This window comes from Agromyces sp. NPDC058126 (genome assembly GCF_042884595.1).
Lineage (GTDB): Bacteria > Actinomycetota > Actinomycetes > Actinomycetales > Microbacteriaceae > Agromyces.
Genome location: NZ_JBHVTS010000005.1, coordinates 17,894 through 33,302, shown reverse-complemented (window position 1 = coordinate 33,302; position 15,409 = coordinate 17,894). Strand labels below are relative to the sequence as shown.

The window sequence follows — 15,409 nt, the reverse complement described above, 5'->3', positions numbered from 1 at the left end:
CGTCAGGACTCCCCCTCGGACGAGACCCTCTCGAGCTGCGCGACGAGCGCGACCCGGTCGACCCCTGCGTAGGCGAGCGCACGGGGCACGGTGCCGAGATCGGCGCGAAGGATGCCGACGAGCGCGTCGGCGACGGCCAGACGTTCGCGCTCGGCGCGGCGACGGCCGCGGTGCACCGAGAAGTCGGCACGCCGCAGCGCCTCGCGCACCGTCGCCCCCCAGCGCGGGCGCGACTGCCGGGTCGCGAGGAGCCGCTCCTCGGCGACGGGCTCGATGCCGGCGGCGCGGAGCGATCGCTCACGTTCGCCGCGGAGGGCCGCGTCGACACCGGCGCGGTCGAGGCCGAACGCGGCGAGCGTGCGCCCGGCGGCATCGTGGCCGGAGGCGATCGCGAGCAGCAGGTGCTCGGCCTCGACGCTCGGCGCACCGCGGCGGGTCGCCTCGTCGACCGCGCTGATGATGACCTGCTTCAGGGTCAGGTCGAGTGCCTCGTCGTTCAGGCGGTCAGGCATTTCGCCTCCTCAGTTCGATGCCGGCGAGCTCGAGTCGCCGGTGGTGCTTCTTGTGCACGGCCTGTCGGGTGACGCCCAGCGCCTCGGCCACCTGGCTCCAGCTCCAGCCGGTGCGCATGGCGCGTTCGACGGCGGCGTCTTCGAGGCGGTCGGCGAGCTCTCGCAGCGCCACGACGGCGGCGAGGTCGTCGGCCTCGGTTCCGGTCGGTTCTGGCGGCGTGGGGGTCATACAAGCAACTTAGGTTGCTTGTTCGTACTTTGTCAACCCGAGTTGCTCATTTCGAGGCCCCCCCTTCACCTCCGCGGCCGGGGATACGCTCGGGTCTTATGCCGCTCGAACTCGACTTCTCGACCGACCCCGAACGCCTCGACCGCTCGCTGGTGCACGCCTGGCTCTCCGAGCACGCCTATTGGGCCAAGGGCCGACCGCGGGCGACGCAGGACGCGGCGATCGACGGCTCGATGAACTTCGGCGCCTACGACCGTGCGAGCGGACGACAGCTCGGCTACGCCCGCGTCGTCACCGACGGCGTCACCTTCGCCTGGCTGTGCGACGTCATCGTCGACCCCGGCAGCCGGGGCGCGCGCATCGGCGTCTCCCTCATGGAGTTCGTGCTCGCCACGCTCGACCCGCTCGGGCTGAAGCGGGTGCTGCTCATCACGGGCGACGCCCACGGGCTCTACGAACGGTTCGGCTTCGAGCGGATCGACCGCCCCGACGACTGGATGTCGCGGGTCGGCCCGAATCCGACGGTGTAGGCGTCAGGCGGCGAGCCGGGCGTCGCGCCCGTAGGCCAGCATCTGGAAGCTCGACCCGTCGGGCCGCACGAAGGTGAACTCGCGCTCGTGCAGCCGACTGAACCCCAGCCGGGCGTAGAGCCGCTGCGCGGCGAGCATGTCGGGTCCGGTGTTGAGCACCACGCGATCGAGCCCCCGGATACGGGCGAGCAGCAGCACGTGCTGCACGAGCACCTCACCGATGCCGCGCCGCCTGACGCCCTGCGCGACACCGAGGAAGCGGAAGTCGAGTTCGCCGTCCCGCGCGACGGGCGACATGGTCTCGCCCGCCCGAGGCGTCGAGGCCGTGCCGAGGAGGTCGCCCGTCGTCGCGTCGACGGCGACCCACACCCGGTGGTCGCGCGCCCGCTCGCCGACCGCGACGATGTCGGCCCGGTACCCGGCGCTCAGCTCGAAGTCGGCGGCGTACGCGTGCTCGACGAGCGCGGCGACCGCGTCGGCCTCGTCGTCGCGCATCAGGCGGACCACGACGTCGTCGCGCCGCTGCAGCGGGAAGCGGTACACGACGGACTCGACGTCGGCGCCGACCACTGCGTCGCGGCCCGCGTCGCGCACGAAGCCGAGCCGCTCGTAGAGCGCCTGCGCGCGCGTGTTGCGGCTCCCGGTGTCGAGCACGAGCGCGGGGGCGCCCCAGTCGAGCGCCGCCTCGAGGCTCGCCCGCGTGAGCGCGGCGCCGAGCCCGGCACCCTGCGCCGAGGGATCGACCGAGATCAGTCGCACCTCGGCCTCGCCGGGCCGGGCGACGCGCGAGTAGCGGCTGCCCGCGCGCAGCACGCTCGCCGTGCCGACGACGACGCCGTCCGCATCGACGGCGACGAGCACGGCCCCGTCGGCGCCGCGTCCGGTCGTGTCGGCCTCGAACGCGGCACGCTCGGCGCTCTTCGGCAGGTGTCCATACGGACCGGCGGCGAACGCGCGCACGATCACGGCCGCCTCCGCGTCGGACTCGTCGGGGCGGATCGGTCGGATGGTCGTGCCGTCGACGAAGGTGCGGGCGGTGTCGTTCGTCATCGTGAACCAGCCTAGGCGGCCGGTCGGCGGGCCCGTCCGTCGCGGATGCTGCCGACGATGTGCGCGAGATCGGCCCGCGACGCACGAATCTGCGATGCCCCGAGGCATCCGTGCGCGTGAAGCGGCGTAGCCTTGAAGGGTGACAGCGTTCGTCTCTGCCCTCGATCTCTTCTCGATCGGGATCGGCCCCTCGAGTTCGCACACCGTCGGCCCCATGCGGGCGGCTCGAATGTTCGTCGAGGCGCTCGACGAACAGGGTGCGCTCGGTGCGGTGACCCGTGTCTCGTGCTCGCTCTACGGCTCGCTCGGCGCGACCGGGCTCGGCCACGGCACCCCCGACGCCGTCGTCGCGGGGCTCGCGGGCCTCGAGCCGCACGACTGCGACCCCGACGACGTGCGCGGTGCGTGGGCGCGGCTCGACGAGGCCGGCCCCGACGGCGCCGAGGTGCTCCTCTTCGGCCGACGGCCCATCCGGTTGCGGCAGAGCGACATCTCGCTCGAGCCCCGCACACGCCTCCCCGGCCACCCGAACGCGATGACCCTGCAGGCCTTCGGCGACGGTCCGCTCCCGATCGCCGAGGAGACCTACTATTCGGTCGGCGGCGGCTTCATCCGCCGCGAGGGCGACGCCCCGAGCGAGGCGGAGGCCCTCCGCCATCCGCTCCCCTATTCGAACGCCGCCGAACTCCTCTCCCTCTGCGAGGAGCACGGCGTCTCCTTCTGCGACATCGCCCGTCACAACGAGGTCGCGGTGCACGGCGAGGCCGGCATCGACGAGGGCCTCGACGCGATCTGGGCGGCGATGGCCGAGTGCGTCTCGCACGGCCTGGACACCGAGGGCACCCTGCCCGGCGGGCTCAAGGTGAAGCGCCGCGCCCCCGAGGTGCGCCGTCGCCTCGAGGCGTACGACCACGACGAGATCGAGGCCGTGCACCAGCGCGACACCTCGACCGAGTGGCTGCACGCCTTCGCCCTCGCCGTCAACGAGGAGAACGCCTCGGGCGGGCGGGTCGTCACCGCGCCGACGAACGGCGCGGCCGGCATCATCCCCGCGGTCGGCCACTACTACCTGCGCTTCGTCCCCGGTGCGGATGCCGCGGGCATCCGCCGCTTCCTGCTCACCGCCTCGGCCATCGCGAGCCTCGTGAAGAAGAACGCCTCGATCTCGGGCGCCGAGGGCGGCTGCCAGGCCGAGGTCGGCTCCGCCTGCGCGATGGCCGCGGGCGGGCTGTGCGCCGTGCTCGGCGGAACGCCGGGTCAGATCGAGAACGCCGCCGAGATCGCGATGGAGCACCACCTCGGACTCACCTGCGACCCCGTCGCGGGGCTCGTGCAGGTGCCGTGCATCGAACGCAACGCGATCGCGGCGTCGACGGCCGTCTCGGCCGCACGTCTCGCGCTGCACGGCGACGGCACCCACCTCGTGTCGCTCGACACCGTGATCGAGACGATGCGCCAGACCGGCATCGACATGATGACGAAGTACAAGGAGACGAGCGAGGGCGGCCTCGCGGTGAACGTCATCGAGTGCTGACGGGCCGCGTGTCCCCCGGAGGGGGACTCTCCCGGCGACGCGACGCTTCTGTCAAAGTTTCTGCATGGAAAGCGACCCGACGCTCGACCCGTCCTTCTTCTACGGAGCCGGCCTCATCGGCCTCGTCATCGGCCTGGTGATCTACCTCGCCGTCCTCGCGCTGATGCTGTGGATCGGTTACCTGATCATCAAGGCCGCCGTGCGCAACGGCCTGCGCGAGCACACCATGTGGCTGGAGAGCCGCAGGGGCCCGCTGCGCTGACCCCGTTCCGCCGTCTGACACCGTCAGCGTGACCTGACGTGACGTGATGCTGCGCCCCGTGACGGCTCGTGTCACGGCCCGTCGACGCCGCACGGCTCCGCGGATACCGTGACGGCATGACGACGCCCGAACCTCGCACGCCCCTCGATCTTCCCGACGACCTCGTCACCACCGCGTGGCTCGCCGACCACCTGCACGACGAGCGGCTCGTCGTGGTCGACGCCACCGTGCTCGGGGTCGAGACCCCCGGTGGGTTCCGCTGGGTGAGCGGCCTCGACGACCACCTCATCGAGGGCCACGTGCCCGGCGCCGTCTTCGCCGACCTCATCGACGAGCTCTCCGAGCCGGGCCCGCACACCTTCACCCGTCCCGGCCTCGAGCGCCTCGCCCGGGCGGCGCGAGCGCTCGGCATCGACGACGGGACGGCGGTCGTCGTCTACGACACCTCGATCGGGCACTGGGCCGCGCGGTTCTGGTGGCTGCTGCGCTCGGCCGGCTTCGCGAACGTCGCCGTGCTCGACGGCGGGCTCACGGCGTGGCGCGCCGAGGGCCGCGAGCTCGAGACTGGGTTCCGTACACCGCGGACGGCGGGCGAGCTACGGCTCGACGCCCGCGCCGGGTTCTGGGCCGACCGCGACGAGGTGCGTCGCGTCGTCGTGGGAGAGACCGAGGGCGTCCTCGTCTGCGCGCTGCCGCCCGCCGACTTCCGCGGCGAGACGGGGCGCCGTCCGCGGCCCGGGCACATCCCCGGCAGCGTGAACGTGCCCGTCGGCTCCGTCGTGGCGCCCGAGACCCGCCGGGCCCTCGCCGGCGACGAGCTCGCCGAGCGACTCGTCCCGGCCACCGGTGGCGGTGCCGCCCCGATCATCGTCTACTGCGGCGCGGGCATCGCGGCCGCGGGCACGGCGTTCGCGCTGCGTCGCGCCGGCCACCCCGCGGCGGTGTACGACGGCTCGCTCGAGGAGTGGCTCGCCGACCCCGAGGCGCCGCTCGTCACCCTCGCCTGAGCGCGAAGTCCCGGTCGGGCCCGGTGAGGGTGACGAGTGGTCTGTGCGGTTTCGGCGGCGGTCAGCAGTCGCAGCTGATGCCCCCGGCACCGGCGACCGGCGATCCGCCGAGTCCGGCGCGGCCGACGTTCGTGAGCGGGTCGGGCGCGAGCTGCGCGAACCCCTCGGCCGTCTCGTAGGCGAAGCCCTCGCGCACCCAGTACTCGAAGCCGCCGATCATCTCCTTCACGGGGTGACCGAGTCGGGCGAACTCGAGCGCCGCGCGCGTTGCCCCGTTGCATCCCGGACCCCAGCAGTAGACGACCACCGCCGTGCCCGGCCCGACGAGCGCGCTGCCCTCCTCGGCGATCCTGCGGCGGGGCAGGTGCACGGCCCCGGGCACGTGACCCTGCGCCCACGCCTCGTCGCTGCGCGTGTCGACGAGCACGAACCCGGAGCCGCCGTCGGCGAGCGCCGCGGCGACGTCCGAGACGTCCGCCTCGACCGCGAGGCGGGCCGCGAAGTGCGCGATCGCCGTCTCGGGCGAGGCGACGGTGTCGAACAGCGCGGTGGCGACGGGAGCGGCCGGGGCGACGGAGGCGGTGAGTTCGGTCATGCGCCCAGACTGCCAGCCCCCGTGCCACGGACTGCGGGAAAATCGCGCCATTCCGCCGCAAGATCCGGCCAGTGCGGCGGGACGGCGCCGAGCGCGCCCGACAGAGCTCAGGCGGGCGCGAAGAACGCCGTCACGGCGGCCCCGAGCGCGGCGAGGTCGTCGACGTGCGCGAGCTCGCGGGCCGAGTGCATCGAGAGCAGCGGCACCCCGACGTCGACCGTGCGGATGCCGAGCCGGGTCGCGGCGAGCGGACCGATCGTCGAGCCGCAGGGAATCGCGTTGTTCGACACGAACGGCTGGGTCGGCACGCCCGCCTGTCGGCAGACGCCCGACCACAGCGCGGAGCCGACGGCGTCGCTCGCGTAGCGCTGGTTCGCGTTGAGCTTCAGCAGGGGCCCGCCGCCCAGCACCGGACGGTTCGCGGGATCGTGCCGCTCAGGGTAGTTGGGGTGCACGGCGTGGCCGGCGTCGGAGGAGAGGATCCACGACGCGGCGAACGCGCGGCGGCGCTCGTCGTCGCCGGCACCGAGGCCCGCGGCGATGCGCACGAGCACGTCCTCGAGCATCGGGCCGCTCGCCCCCGAGCGCGACTCCGAGCCGAGCTCCTCGTGGTCGAAGGCTGCCAGCACACTGACATGCCCACCGTCGACCGGGGCGGCGAGCAGCGCCACCAGGCCGGCGTAGACCGAGCTGAGGTTGTCCATGCGGCCGGAGGCGAACAGCTCGCCCGAACGCCCGAAGCGCGCGGGCGCCTGGGTGTCGGCGACGAGCACGTCGTGCCCGACGATCGTCGCGCCGGGCACGCCCGCGAACCGGGCGAGCTCCGCGAGGAGGTCGGCGTCCTCGCCGCCGACGACGCCCCAGACGGGCTGCGTGTGGCGCTGCTTGTCGAGGGTGAGGCCCTTGTTCACCTCGCGGTCGAGGTGGATCGCGAGCTGCGGGATGCGCAGCATCGGCCCGGTGCGCACGAGGTGCAGCTCGCCGTCGTCGGTGGCGATGCGCCCCGCGAGTTCGAGTTCGCGGTCGAGCCACGAGTTGAGCAGCGGCCCGCCGTAGACCTCGACCCCCGCCTGCAGCACGCCGTCGCCCGTGGTGGAGGGGTTCGGCTTGAGCTTGAACGACGGCGAGTCGGTGTGCGCGCCGAGGACGCGGAACGGCGTCACCGGGCCGGCGCCCTCGGGGTGCACCCACGCGATCACGGCACCGTCGCGCACAACGACCCGGCGGCCCGGGGCCGCGGGCCACTCCGCGGTCTCGTCGAGGCGGTCGAATCCGGCGGCCTCGAGGCGCCTGGCGACCTCGGCGGCCGCGTGGTACGACGAGGGCGAGGCCTGCACGAAAGCGGCGAAGTCCTCGATGTAGGCGTCGGTCGGGGTCACGGTCGTGGCAGCAGGCATGCCTCCATCCAACACCGCCGACCCCCGCGACGACGAACCGGGCAGTGCCCGGCACAGTGCGGGATCAGGCGAAGCGCACGACGGCCTGGAGCCGCGATCGGACCTCCATCACCTCGGTGCCGCCGAGGTGCGCCGAACCCGGCAGCCCCTCGCGCACCGCGCTCGCGAGGCGCGAGCTGCGCACGAGCGCGACGACCGCGCCGCGATTCGTTCCGCCGAACTCGATCGGCTCCGCCGCGAACTGGTCGGGCACGACGACGACGAGCGCCGTCGGCCTGACCTTCGCGGCCTTGCCGATGGCCTTCGCCCGTGCGGCCAGCGCCCGGATCGGCCGTTCGCCCGCGAGCGCTTCGCCCACGAGCTCGCCGCGCTTCAGCGCCACCGGGCCGCCCCAGTCCTCGGACTGGATCGCGAAGAGCCCCGTCGGGCCGAGCACGAGGTGGTCGAGCTTCGGCGGGAGCCCGGGGCCCGCGGCGTTCGTCGCGAGGTCGTGCCAGATCGTGTACGCGATGCCGAGCGTCGAGAGCGAGCGCGCGGTCGCCTCCTCGGCGAGCGCGTCGGCGAGCACATGCCGGATGTCGCGGGGGGCGCTGCGCACGAGCGCGGGGTCGTACGGGTCTGTCAGCGGCACGCCGCGGCCCACCCATTCGCGGATCAGCGCGAGGTACCGCTCGCGGGAGAGCCCGCCGGGGTGGCCGTACGAGCGGGCGAGCGGGCGCGAGTCGTGCCGCGGCCGAGGCGGGGCGGGCGCCCACGTCGCACGGGTGGGCGCCGCGACGCCGCCCGAACCCCGGTCGAACGCCGCGCGCGCGGCGGGCGTGCCGACGAGCGCCCAGGCGCGCTGCACCGCGTGGAAGCGGGCCGGGTCGCCGCCGGTGTCGGGGTGGGCCACGCGCAGCGCACGCCGATACGCCGCACGGAGCTCCGTGGCATCCGCGTCGGAGGCGACGCCGAGCACCTCGTACGGTGAGTCGGAGAGCGGGGAGTCGGGCATGGGCTCGCTTTCGATCTGCGACCACGACAATACCCCGCTGCGCCGCCCCTCGGGTCTAGACTGCGGAGCATTCCGGCCCGCCGGGCCGCACAAGCGCCGGGAGGCCGCGATGCTCGTGGAGGTCAACTACTGGGCGGTCGTCATCGCGACGCTCTCGACGATGCTCGTCGGCTCGGTCTGGTACACCCCGAAGGTCTTCGGCAACTATTGGATGCGGGTCGCGAAGGTCGACGACTCGGGTGACCGCGGGGCCGTCGGCCCGATCCTCACGACGCTCATCGTGAGCTTCATCTCGGCGTGGGTGCTCGCGATCGCGGCGCAGATCGCGTGGACGGCGCTCGGGGGCAATTACCTCGGCATCACGATGATGACGGGCCTCATGCTCTGGGCGGGGTTCACCGCGGCGCGCTTCATCACGCACGACGCCTTCGAGGGTCGCCCGCCCGGCCTCACCATCCTGAACATCGCGCACGAACTCGTGACGGTCATCGTGATGGCGCTCATCATCGGCGTCTGGCCGCCCGCAGGCACCGTCTGATCAGGCCTCCGGGGTCGCGGGCGGCTGCTCCGTGCCCGATCACGAGTCGGGCAGCAGCAGCATCCCGTCGTCGATGAGCTCGCGCACGGCGGGCAGCAGTTCTGCGGCGAGCGCCGACTCGTCGACCTCGAGCAGCTGGGCGAGCGCGGCGACGATCGCCCCGACCGCGAGCTCGCCGTCGCAGGCGCCGACGAGGGCGGCGAGGCCCGTGCCGGGCGAGACCGTGCGACCGAAGCCGCCGCCCTGCCGCAGCAGCATCGCAGTGGGGTCCTCGTCGCCCGGCCAGTAGTGCCGCTCCTCGGTGACGTCGCCGGCGACGCGCAACCGCAGCAGTCCGAGCTCGACATCGCTCACCCGCGCCTGGCGGTCGTGCGCGGCGAGGACGGCCGCGAGGTGCCCGCCGAGGGCGGCCGCATCGGTGCCGAGCGGGCCGTGGCGGCGCTCGGCCCGCGCGAGCGGCGCGGTCGGCGCGGCATCCCCCTGCACGTCGGGTCGGCGCAGCAGCACGTAGCCGAATCCGACGTGCTCGACGCCGCGCGCCTCGAAGTCGTCGAGCCAGGCGTCGTAGAGCCGGTCGAACGCCGGCGTGCCGGGGCGGGTGCCGCCGTCGCGGATCCAGGTCTCGGCGTACTCGGCGACCGACTGCACCTCGCGCTCGACGATCCAGTGCTCGAGGCCGTCGGTCCAGGCGACCGCGCGGGCCAGGCCGTCGGCGTCTTCGCCGTCGCCGGCCCGGTACTCCCAGTTCGCGAGGAGCTGCGCGATGCCGCCCGGCTCGAGGTGCTCGGCCGCGCCCCGCACCACCGCCTCGACGAGGGCGTCGCCCACCATCCCGCCGTCGCGGTAGTCGTACTCGGGCACGCCCTCGGTGCGCGGGGTGATCACGAACGGCGGGTTCGACACGATGCGGTCGAAGCGCTCCCCCGCGACCGGATCGAACAGGCTGCCGAGGCGCAGCTCGACGCCCTCGATACCGTTGAGCAGCAGGTTCATGCGGGCGAGCGCGAGCGCCCGCTCGGAGATGTCGGTCGCGACGACCCCATCGGCGAACCGCGAGGCGTGCATGGCCTGGATCCCGCAGCCGGTGCCGAGGTCGAGCACGCGCTTCGCCCGAGTCGGCAGCATGAGGCCCGAGAGCGTCGTCGAGGCGCCGCCGACGCCGAGCACGTGGTGCTCGCCGAGAGCGTGACCGAGTGCGAGCTCGCCGAGGTCCGAGAGGATCCACCACAGGGCCGATCCGCGCTCGTCGGCGAAGGCGTAGGGGCGCAGGTCGAGGGCCGCGGCGACCTGCCCACCCGACTCCCGCACGAGCCCGAGCTCGACGGCGCCGTCGACACCGAGGGTCGCGAGCGCCTCCGCCGCCTCGGCGGCGGGCACCGGGAGCCCGAGCACGAAGAGCTCGGCGAGCGCCGCGAGCGGTGCGGATGCCCCGTGCTCGCCCCGGCGGGCGTCGAGCACACGCCGTGCGGGAACACGCTCGCCCCGGTGCAGGGCGGCGGCCGCGTCGTCGCCCCAGAGCGCGTCGAGGGCGTCGACGGTGTAGTCGGCGCGACGGAGGTCGGCGGCGAGCCGGGCGAGGAGTTCGGGGCTGGGTGCGGGTTCCACCCGACCATTCAAGCGCAGCGCGCGGGAGCGTGCGGAGGCCGGCGCACGGCGCCGGTCGCCTCGACGAGGTCGAGGACGAGCGGGAACGGTCCGAAGCCGTCGTCGATCGTGAGGTGGCCGCCGCCCTCGACGACGATCCGTTCGAGGCCGAATCGGGCCGCGAGCCCCTCGGCATCCACCGGCGAGTACTCGTCGACGTCGCCCGAGACCACGACGGGGGGCTCCTCGCTCGCCGCAGCCAGCGCGGCGATCACCTCGAGCGCGGCCTGCTCGTCGGCCGCACCGCTCGTCGTCGCGAACGACGCGAGCTCGGGGATCGCCGTCACGACCGCGTCGGAGGGCGGCGCGACGAGCAGCACCCGCCGCGCGACGACGTCGCCGAGGCCCGCAGCGGCCCGCGCCCGGGCGTGCGCGACCCAGAGCAGGCAGCCGAGGCTGTGGGCCACGATCGTGAGCTGCTCGGGGTCGGCGCCGCGCAGTTCGGCGTCGAGCGCGGCGAGCCAGTCCGCGCGATCGGGAGCGTCTGGGTCGGGCAGTTGCGGGTACCGCACCTCGTGGCCGAGCCCGCGCAGCTCGTCGGCCAGCCAGCGCTGCCAGTGCCCTTCGGGCCGACGGTTCTGCCAGCCGTGCAGGATGAGCACCTCGGCCATGGCGTGCCTCCGTTCACCGCGGACGCCGATCGCCCGCGACGCCCATTCAAACCCGGCGCGGCATGCCGACGCACGACGCACGTCACACAGGCGTCATCTGCGCGACATCCTGGATTGCGCCCCGTAACCCGAGCGTCACACGCTGCGCGTAGCGTGGGCGTACGATCGTGGCAGCGAGGGGAGGTCGCACAATGGCAGAGACACCGGCACCGGCGCTCGAACGCCTGCGTCGAGACGCGCGCGACGAACTCGCCGCGCTCATCGAACTGCGCTGCCGGCTCGGCGAAGACCCGTGGGAGTTCCTGCCCGAACTTCCCTCGGTCGACGAACAGGTCGTCGCGACCCTTCGCGAAGACCGCCTCCGCTCGGAGGAGTGGGGTCCGGCGCGTTCGCGCGCCTACCACCCCGCCGCGCGTCAGGGCGAGGCCGCCCGCTTCGAGTTCGACCTCCTGCGCGGCATCGCGCTGGACCATCCCGAGCTCAGCGCCGCCGTCTGGTCGGTGCTCGACCGGGTGCCCGCCGCCTGGTGAGGTTCGCGCCCCCGACCGACCGCGCCCTCAGGCCGGGTCGGCGAGCGACTCGGCGCGACGCCGTTGCACGCGCATCCAGGTGAAGAAGCCGAGCAGCGTGAACGCGCCGTAGAACAGGTACATCAGGGCCGAGGCGTAGTACCCGGCCGAGACGAGCAGCGGCACGCCGACGATGTCGACGGCGACCCAGATGAGCCAGAACTCCGTCCACCCCTTCGCCATGCCCCAGGTCGCGAGGAGCGACCCCATGAAGATCCAGGCGTCGGCCCATACCGGCTCGAACGAGCCGAGCGCGCGGAAGATCGGGGTGAGCACGAGCGTGCCGCCGATGAGGAGCCCCACGAGCAGCAGCCGCTCACGGCCGCTCGCCCATCGCGGATCGACCGCCGACGCGCCCTCCGCCGCGTTGCGGTGACGGGACCACTGCACCCAGCCGTAGATCGAGACGCAGATGAACATCAGCTGCCGTCCGGCCTGCCCGAGCAGGTTGACCGGGTTGGGGGTGTCGAAGACGGCGCCCATGAAGACCGTGAAGAGCAGCGCGTTGCCGACGATGCCGACCGGCCACGCCCACACCTTGCGCCGCAGGCCGCCGAGGGCGCTCGCGAGCCCGAACAGGTTGCCGACGATCTCGCGCCAGAGGATCACCTGGTCGCCGATGACGAGCTGGGCGTCGAAGAGCCACTCGATCGGGTTCACGGTGCGGCCGATGCGCCGTTCGCCTCGGCCTCCGCCGCCGCGCGCGCAGCACGCCGACGGGCGCGCAGCCCCTCGATCGCGCGCCAGCCGAGCAGGAAGACCGCGAGCGTCACCGTGGCGACCACGATGAAGGCGGGGTCGGTGCCCCGGCCGGAGGCGGCACGGAGCGCCATGCCGCCGGCGACGGTCACGGCCCAGACGACGACGCCCGTCGGCCAGAGCGCGAGCGGTCGGCGCCAGGCGAGCGAGACGAGCCATCCCACGGCGAGCGCCGCGAGGAACGGCCACCCGGTCTGCCAGATGCCCGCGAGGTCGACGCCTTCGGCGTGGCTGCGGCGGCCGATCATCACGAACAGGACGACGAGCACGGCGTCGACGAGGAAGGCGGCCACTGCGCCGGCCGTGGTCGGCGGGGCCGACGACGGGCCGGCGGGCGACGGGACGCTCTGTCGATTCACCCCTCAATCGTAGAGCCCGGTGGGGCGGGCGCGATCGCCTGCTCCACCGGGCTCGTCCGATCCTGCTCGGGTCAGAGCACCTTCGAGAGGAAGGCGCGGGTGCGCTGGTGCTGCGGGTTCGACAGCACCTCGCGCGGGTCGCCCGACTCGACGACGACGCCGCCGTCCATGAAGACGAGCGTGTCGGCGACCTCGCGGGCGAAGCCCATCTCGTGCGTCACGACGATCATCGTCATGCCGCTCTTCGCCAGCTCCTTCATGACCTCGAGCACCTCGCCCACGAGCTCGGGGTCGAGCGCCGAGGTCGGCTCGTCGAAGAGCATGAGCTTCGGCTCCATCGCGAGCGCCCGGGCGATCGCGACACGCTGCTGCTGGCCGCCCGACAGCTGCGACGGGTAGTAGTCGCTGCGCTCGGCGAGGCCCACGCGTGCGAGCAGTTCGAGCGCACGCGCCTTCAGCTGCGCCTTCGGCAGTTTCTTCTTCAGCAGTGTCGGCGCGAGCATCACGTTCTCGACCGCCGTCATGTGCGGGAAGAGGTTGAAGCGCTGGAACACCATGCCGATGTCGCGACGCTGCTTCGCGGCGTCCTTCGGGTGCAGCTCGTAGATCTTGTCGCCGTGCTGGCGATAGCCCACGAGCTGGCCGTCGACCGACAGGCGGCCGGCGCTCACCGTCTCGAGGTGGTTGATGCAGCGCAGGAAGGTCGACTTGCCGGAGCCTGACGGACCGACGAGGCAGAGCACCTCGCCCCGCTTCACCTCGAGCGAGATCGACCGCAGCACGGTGTTCGAGCCGTAGGCCTTCGACACCGCCTCGGCCTTCACCATGGGGGTCTCCGCGGCGTTCATGCGCCTCCTCCCGGGCGGTTCTTGGGCGGCACCGCGCCCAGATCGACGCCCGCGTCGACCGCGGCGACCGCACTGGTCTCGACGGTCGGCTTCTGCGGGGCGGGGCGCTGGTCGACGCCCTTCGCGTAGTGCTTCTCGAGGTAGTACTGGCCGACCATGAGCACCGAGGTGATCGCGAGGTACCAGATTGAGGCGACGATCAGCATCGGCACCGGCTGGTAGGTCTTCGCCGCGATGTCCTGCGTGCGCGTGAACAGCTCGAGCGTGAACGGCACCGCGATGACGAGCGAGGTCGTCTTCAGCATCGAGATGACCTCGTTGCCGGTCGGCGGGATGATCACGCGCATGGCCTGCGGCAGGATGACCCGGCTCATGGTGTGCCACCAGCCGAGGCCGAGCGCCGTGGCCGCCTCCTCCTGGCCGCGGTCGACCGCGAGCAGGCCCGCGCGCACGATCTCCGCCATGTAGGCGGCCTCGTTGAGCGCGAGGCCGATGATCGCGAGTGCGAAGTAGCTCAGCAGGTCGCTCGTCGTGAGCGAGAACCACGGCTCGGAGAACGGGATGCCGACGTCGATCGTCTTGTAGATGACGCCGACGAGGCCCCAGAACACGAGCTGCACGTAGACCGGGGTTCCGCGGAAGAGCCACAGGTACACCCAGGCCACGGACTTCACGACGGGGTTCGGCGAGAGCCGCATGACGGCGAGGACCACGCCGAGCACGATGGCGATGACCATCGAGTAGACGGTCAGCTGGAGGGTGTACCCCGCGGCTTCGACGACGCGCGTGTCGAAGAGGTACTTGCCGACCTCGGGCCAGTTGTACACCGGCCGGTTGACGGCGGCGTCGACCACGAAGAGGACGACGATCAGGACGAGCACGACGGCGAGGACGATGCGCCACGGGTGTCGCAGCTTGATGGCCTTGATCGCCTCGGGCGGCGTGTCGCTTCCGGTGCCGGCCGGCGGGGTCTGGGACCCCGCCGACCGGGACTGCATGTCGGACATGACTGCGGTCGTTTCCCGGATCAGTTGGTGGCGCCGTTGATGACGGCCTCGTCGACGGCCCCCGACTCGATGCCCGCGGCGGTCAGGATCTCGAGGTAGGTGCCGTCGTCGATGAGCGACTGCAGCGCGGCCTGCACGGCCTTCGTCATCTCGCCGCCCTTCTGGGTGGCGAAGCCGTACGGTGCGGCGTCGAACATCTCGCCCACGGCCTCGAGCTGGCCGTCGAGCTTGGCGACCGCGTCGCCCGTGACGGGCAGGTCGGCCGAGAAGGCGTCGGCCTTGCCGTTGACGACGGCGTTGGTCACCTCGGGCTGGCCCTCGAACGGCAGGATCTCGATGGCGGGCTTGCCCGCGTCGACGCACTCCTGGCTGCGGGCGGGCAGCTCGTCGGTGTGCTGGATGGTGCCCGACTGCACGGCGACGGTCTTGCCGCACGCGTCGTCGGGGTCGATGTCGCTGCCGGCGGGAGCGGCCCACAGGCTGCCCGCGTTGAGGAAGTCGACGAAGTCGACCGACGCCTGGCGCTCGACCGTGTCGGTGAACGACGACGAGCCCATGTCCAGCGCGCCCTCCTGGATGCGCGGGATGATGCTGTCGAAGCTCAGGATCTCCCACTCGGGCTCGAGGCCGAGCTTGGCGGAGACCGCCTCGGCGAGGGTGACGCCCCAGCCGGTCGGGTTGCCCGCGTCGTCCTTGAACTCGTTGGGCGGGTACTCGGCGTCGGTGCCGATGCGCAGCACGCCCGAGTCCTTGACCTCGGCGGGCAGCAGCGCGACCGCGGCGTCGTCGGCCGTGATCGAGGCGGCGGGGGCGTCGCTCCCGGTCGAGCCGCCCTCGCTCTCGGCGTTGTTGACGCAGCCAGTGAAGAGCAGGGCCGCGGCGGATGCGACGGCGGCCGGCAGGAGAAGTCGGCGGATGTTCATGTTGGTACCTCTGTCGTCACGCGATCATTTTGGGACAAGAC

General features: G+C 72.8%; 19 protein-coding genes. 6 read left to right on the top strand and 13 right to left on the bottom strand.

The features are described from left to right. Nucleotides 1-2: 2 nt before the first annotated feature. Together ACFVTR_RS15050 and ACFVTR_RS15045 are read right to left on the bottom strand one after the other, a co-directional pair. The gene (locus ACFVTR_RS15050) at nucleotides 3-512 is read right to left on the bottom strand and encodes a Clp protease N-terminal domain-containing protein (RefSeq protein WP_387038569.1); all 510 of its coding nucleotides are present in this window, start codon (nucleotides 510-512) and stop codon (nucleotides 3-5) included. Then, entirely contained in the window at nucleotides 505-741 is a 237-nt protein-coding gene (locus ACFVTR_RS15045; RefSeq protein ID WP_387038567.1) for a helix-turn-helix domain-containing protein, read from the bottom strand. The genes ACFVTR_RS15050 and ACFVTR_RS15045 overlap by 8 nt, the downstream gene beginning before the upstream one ends. 98 nt (nucleotides 742-839) lie before the next feature. On the opposite strand from ACFVTR_RS15045, the gene ACFVTR_RS15040 reads away from it, so the two are divergent. Continuing rightward, nucleotides 840-1,271: a GNAT family N-acetyltransferase gene (locus tag ACFVTR_RS15040; protein ID WP_387038566.1), complete on the top strand. Its 432-nt coding sequence runs from the start codon at nucleotides 840-842 to the stop codon at nucleotides 1,269-1,271. A gap of 3 nt (nucleotides 1,272-1,274) precedes the next feature. Here the strand turns inward: ACFVTR_RS15040 and ACFVTR_RS15035 are convergent, their stop codons facing one another. Beyond that, nucleotides 1,275-2,321 carry a GNAT family N-acetyltransferase gene (locus ACFVTR_RS15035; RefSeq protein ID WP_387038564.1) on the bottom strand — a complete coding sequence of 349 codons (1,047 nt, stop codon included), beginning with the start codon at nucleotides 2,319-2,321 and terminating at the stop codon, nucleotides 1,275-1,277. Between the two features lie 139 nt (nucleotides 2,322-2,460). Here ACFVTR_RS15035 and ACFVTR_RS15030 point away from each other — a divergent pair, with 139 nt between their 5' ends. The 3 genes from ACFVTR_RS15030 (at nucleotide 2,461) to ACFVTR_RS15020 (ending at nucleotide 5,124) form a co-directional block, all read left to right on the top strand. Then, entirely contained in the window at nucleotides 2,461-3,855 is a 1,395-nt protein-coding gene (locus tag ACFVTR_RS15030; protein WP_387038561.1) for an L-serine ammonia-lyase, read from the top strand. A gap of 64 nt (nucleotides 3,856-3,919) precedes the next feature. After that, nucleotides 3,920-4,117: a hypothetical protein gene (locus tag ACFVTR_RS15025; RefSeq protein WP_387038559.1), complete on the top strand. Its 198-nt coding sequence runs from the start codon at nucleotides 3,920-3,922 to the stop codon at nucleotides 4,115-4,117. Nucleotides 4,118-4,233: 116 nt separating this feature from the next. Then, nucleotides 4,234-5,124 carry a sulfurtransferase gene (locus ACFVTR_RS15020; RefSeq protein ID WP_387038557.1) on the top strand — a complete coding sequence of 297 codons (891 nt, stop codon included), beginning with the start codon at nucleotides 4,234-4,236 and terminating at the stop codon, nucleotides 5,122-5,124. A 61-nt stretch (nucleotides 5,125-5,185) separates the two neighbouring features. Here ACFVTR_RS15020 and ACFVTR_RS15015 read toward each other — a convergent pair whose 3' ends face one another. The 3 genes from ACFVTR_RS15015 to ACFVTR_RS15005 all read right to left on the bottom strand — a co-directional run bounded on the left by ACFVTR_RS15015 (nucleotide 5,186) and on the right by ACFVTR_RS15005 (nucleotide 8,110). Next, nucleotides 5,186-5,719 carry a rhodanese-like domain-containing protein gene (locus ACFVTR_RS15015; protein ID WP_387038554.1) on the bottom strand — a complete coding sequence of 178 codons (534 nt, stop codon included), beginning with the start codon at nucleotides 5,717-5,719 and terminating at the stop codon, nucleotides 5,186-5,188. A gap of 107 nt (nucleotides 5,720-5,826) precedes the next feature. Beyond that, nucleotides 5,827-7,116, bottom strand: coding sequence for a M18 family aminopeptidase (locus ACFVTR_RS15010; protein ID WP_387038553.1), 1,290 nt, complete (start codon nucleotides 7,114-7,116; stop codon nucleotides 5,827-5,829). A 64-nt stretch (nucleotides 7,117-7,180) separates the two neighbouring features. Continuing rightward, the gene (locus tag ACFVTR_RS15005) at nucleotides 7,181-8,110 is read right to left on the bottom strand and encodes a DnaJ domain-containing protein (RefSeq protein ID WP_387038551.1); all 930 of its coding nucleotides are present in this window, start codon (nucleotides 8,108-8,110) and stop codon (nucleotides 7,181-7,183) included. Nucleotides 8,111-8,219: 109 nt separating this feature from the next. On the opposite strand from ACFVTR_RS15005, the gene ACFVTR_RS15000 reads away from it, so the two are divergent. Next, nucleotides 8,220-8,648, top strand: a complete 429-nt coding sequence (locus tag ACFVTR_RS15000; protein WP_376947811.1) for a DUF1761 domain-containing protein — start codon at nucleotides 8,220-8,222, stop codon at nucleotides 8,646-8,648. Between the two features lie 39 nt (nucleotides 8,649-8,687). Here the strand turns inward: ACFVTR_RS15000 and ACFVTR_RS14995 are convergent, their stop codons facing one another. Together ACFVTR_RS14995 and ACFVTR_RS14990 are read right to left on the bottom strand one after the other, a co-directional pair. Next, the gene (locus tag ACFVTR_RS14995) at nucleotides 8,688-10,253 is read right to left on the bottom strand and encodes a methyltransferase (RefSeq protein WP_387038550.1); all 1,566 of its coding nucleotides are present in this window, start codon (nucleotides 10,251-10,253) and stop codon (nucleotides 8,688-8,690) included. Nucleotides 10,254-10,261: 8 nt separating this feature from the next. Continuing rightward, a complete protein-coding gene (locus ACFVTR_RS14990; protein WP_387038549.1) occupies nucleotides 10,262-10,903 on the bottom strand; it encodes an RBBP9/YdeN family alpha/beta hydrolase in 642 nt (213 codons plus the stop codon). 191 nt (nucleotides 10,904-11,094) lie between these two features. Here ACFVTR_RS14990 and ACFVTR_RS14985 point away from each other — a divergent pair, with 191 nt between their 5' ends. Further along, nucleotides 11,095-11,433, top strand: coding sequence for a hypothetical protein (locus tag ACFVTR_RS14985; protein ID WP_387038547.1), 339 nt, complete (start codon nucleotides 11,095-11,097; stop codon nucleotides 11,431-11,433). Nucleotides 11,434-11,460: 27 nt separating this feature from the next. Here the strand turns inward: ACFVTR_RS14985 and pnuC are convergent, their stop codons facing one another. The 5 genes from pnuC to ACFVTR_RS14960 all read right to left on the bottom strand — a co-directional run bounded on the left by pnuC (nucleotide 11,461) and on the right by ACFVTR_RS14960 (nucleotide 15,368). Then, nucleotides 11,461-12,132: a nicotinamide riboside transporter PnuC gene (gene pnuC / locus ACFVTR_RS14980; protein WP_387038546.1), complete on the bottom strand. Its 672-nt coding sequence runs from the start codon at nucleotides 12,130-12,132 to the stop codon at nucleotides 11,461-11,463. Beyond that, the gene (locus tag ACFVTR_RS14975; protein WP_387038544.1) at nucleotides 12,129-12,590 is read right to left on the bottom strand and encodes a DUF3054 domain-containing protein; all 462 of its coding nucleotides are present in this window, start codon (nucleotides 12,588-12,590) and stop codon (nucleotides 12,129-12,131) included. Before ACFVTR_RS14975 ends, pnuC begins: the two co-directional genes overlap by 4 nt. Nucleotides 12,591-12,661: 71 nt before the next feature. After that, complete coding sequence (locus ACFVTR_RS14970) at nucleotides 12,662-13,438, bottom strand: amino acid ABC transporter ATP-binding protein (RefSeq protein ID WP_376947119.1); 777 nt, start codon at nucleotides 13,436-13,438, stop codon at nucleotides 12,662-12,664. Next, entirely contained in the window at nucleotides 13,435-14,436 is a 1,002-nt protein-coding gene (locus ACFVTR_RS14965; protein ID WP_387039152.1) for an amino acid ABC transporter permease, read from the bottom strand. Before ACFVTR_RS14965 ends, ACFVTR_RS14970 begins: the two co-directional genes overlap by 4 nt. 29 nt (nucleotides 14,437-14,465) lie before the next feature. Further along, complete coding sequence (locus ACFVTR_RS14960; protein ID WP_387038542.1) at nucleotides 14,466-15,368, bottom strand: ABC transporter substrate-binding protein; 903 nt, start codon at nucleotides 15,366-15,368, stop codon at nucleotides 14,466-14,468. Nucleotides 15,369-15,409 lie beyond the last annotated feature (41 nt).

Excerpts from the sequence above, each read along its gene's own strand:
- ACFVTR_RS15050 (WP_387038569.1), bottom strand. The coding sequence starts at position 512 with ATGCCTGACCGCCTGAACGACGAGGCACTCGACCTGACCCTGAAGCAG.
- ACFVTR_RS15005 (WP_387038551.1), bottom strand. The coding sequence starts at position 8,110 with ATGCCCGACTCCCCGCTCTCCGACTCACCGTACGAGGTGCTCGGCGTC.
- ACFVTR_RS15035 (WP_387038564.1), bottom strand. The coding sequence starts at position 2,321 with ATGACGAACGACACCGCCCGCACCTTCGTCGACGGCACGACCATCCGA.
- ACFVTR_RS15015 (WP_387038554.1), bottom strand. The coding sequence starts at position 5,719 with ATGACCGAACTCACCGCCTCCGTCGCCCCGGCCGCTCCCGTCGCCACC.
- ACFVTR_RS15010 (WP_387038553.1), bottom strand. The coding sequence starts at position 7,116 with ATGCCTGCTGCCACGACCGTGACCCCGACCGACGCCTACATCGAGGAC.
- ACFVTR_RS14985 (WP_387038547.1), top strand. The coding sequence starts at position 11,095 with ATGGCAGAGACACCGGCACCGGCGCTCGAACGCCTGCGTCGAGACGCG.
- ACFVTR_RS15025 (WP_387038559.1), top strand. The coding sequence starts at position 3,920 with ATGGAAAGCGACCCGACGCTCGACCCGTCCTTCTTCTACGGAGCCGGC.
- ACFVTR_RS14965 (WP_387039152.1), bottom strand. The coding sequence starts at position 14,436 with ATGCAGTCCCGGTCGGCGGGGTCCCAGACCCCGCCGGCCGGCACCGGA.
- ACFVTR_RS14960 (WP_387038542.1), bottom strand. The coding sequence starts at position 15,368 with ATGAACATCCGCCGACTTCTCCTGCCGGCCGCCGTCGCATCCGCCGCG.
- ACFVTR_RS15045 (WP_387038567.1), bottom strand. The coding sequence starts at position 741 with ATGACCCCCACGCCGCCAGAACCGACCGGAACCGAGGCCGACGACCTC.
- ACFVTR_RS14990 (WP_387038549.1), bottom strand. The coding sequence starts at position 10,903 with ATGGCCGAGGTGCTCATCCTGCACGGCTGGCAGAACCGTCGGCCCGAA.
- ACFVTR_RS15020 (WP_387038557.1), top strand. The coding sequence starts at position 4,234 with ATGACGACGCCCGAACCTCGCACGCCCCTCGATCTTCCCGACGACCTC.
- ACFVTR_RS15000 (WP_376947811.1), top strand. The coding sequence starts at position 8,220 with ATGCTCGTGGAGGTCAACTACTGGGCGGTCGTCATCGCGACGCTCTCG.
- ACFVTR_RS14970 (WP_376947119.1), bottom strand. The coding sequence starts at position 13,438 with ATGAACGCCGCGGAGACCCCCATGGTGAAGGCCGAGGCGGTGTCGAAG.
- ACFVTR_RS15040 (WP_387038566.1), top strand. The coding sequence starts at position 840 with ATGCCGCTCGAACTCGACTTCTCGACCGACCCCGAACGCCTCGACCGC.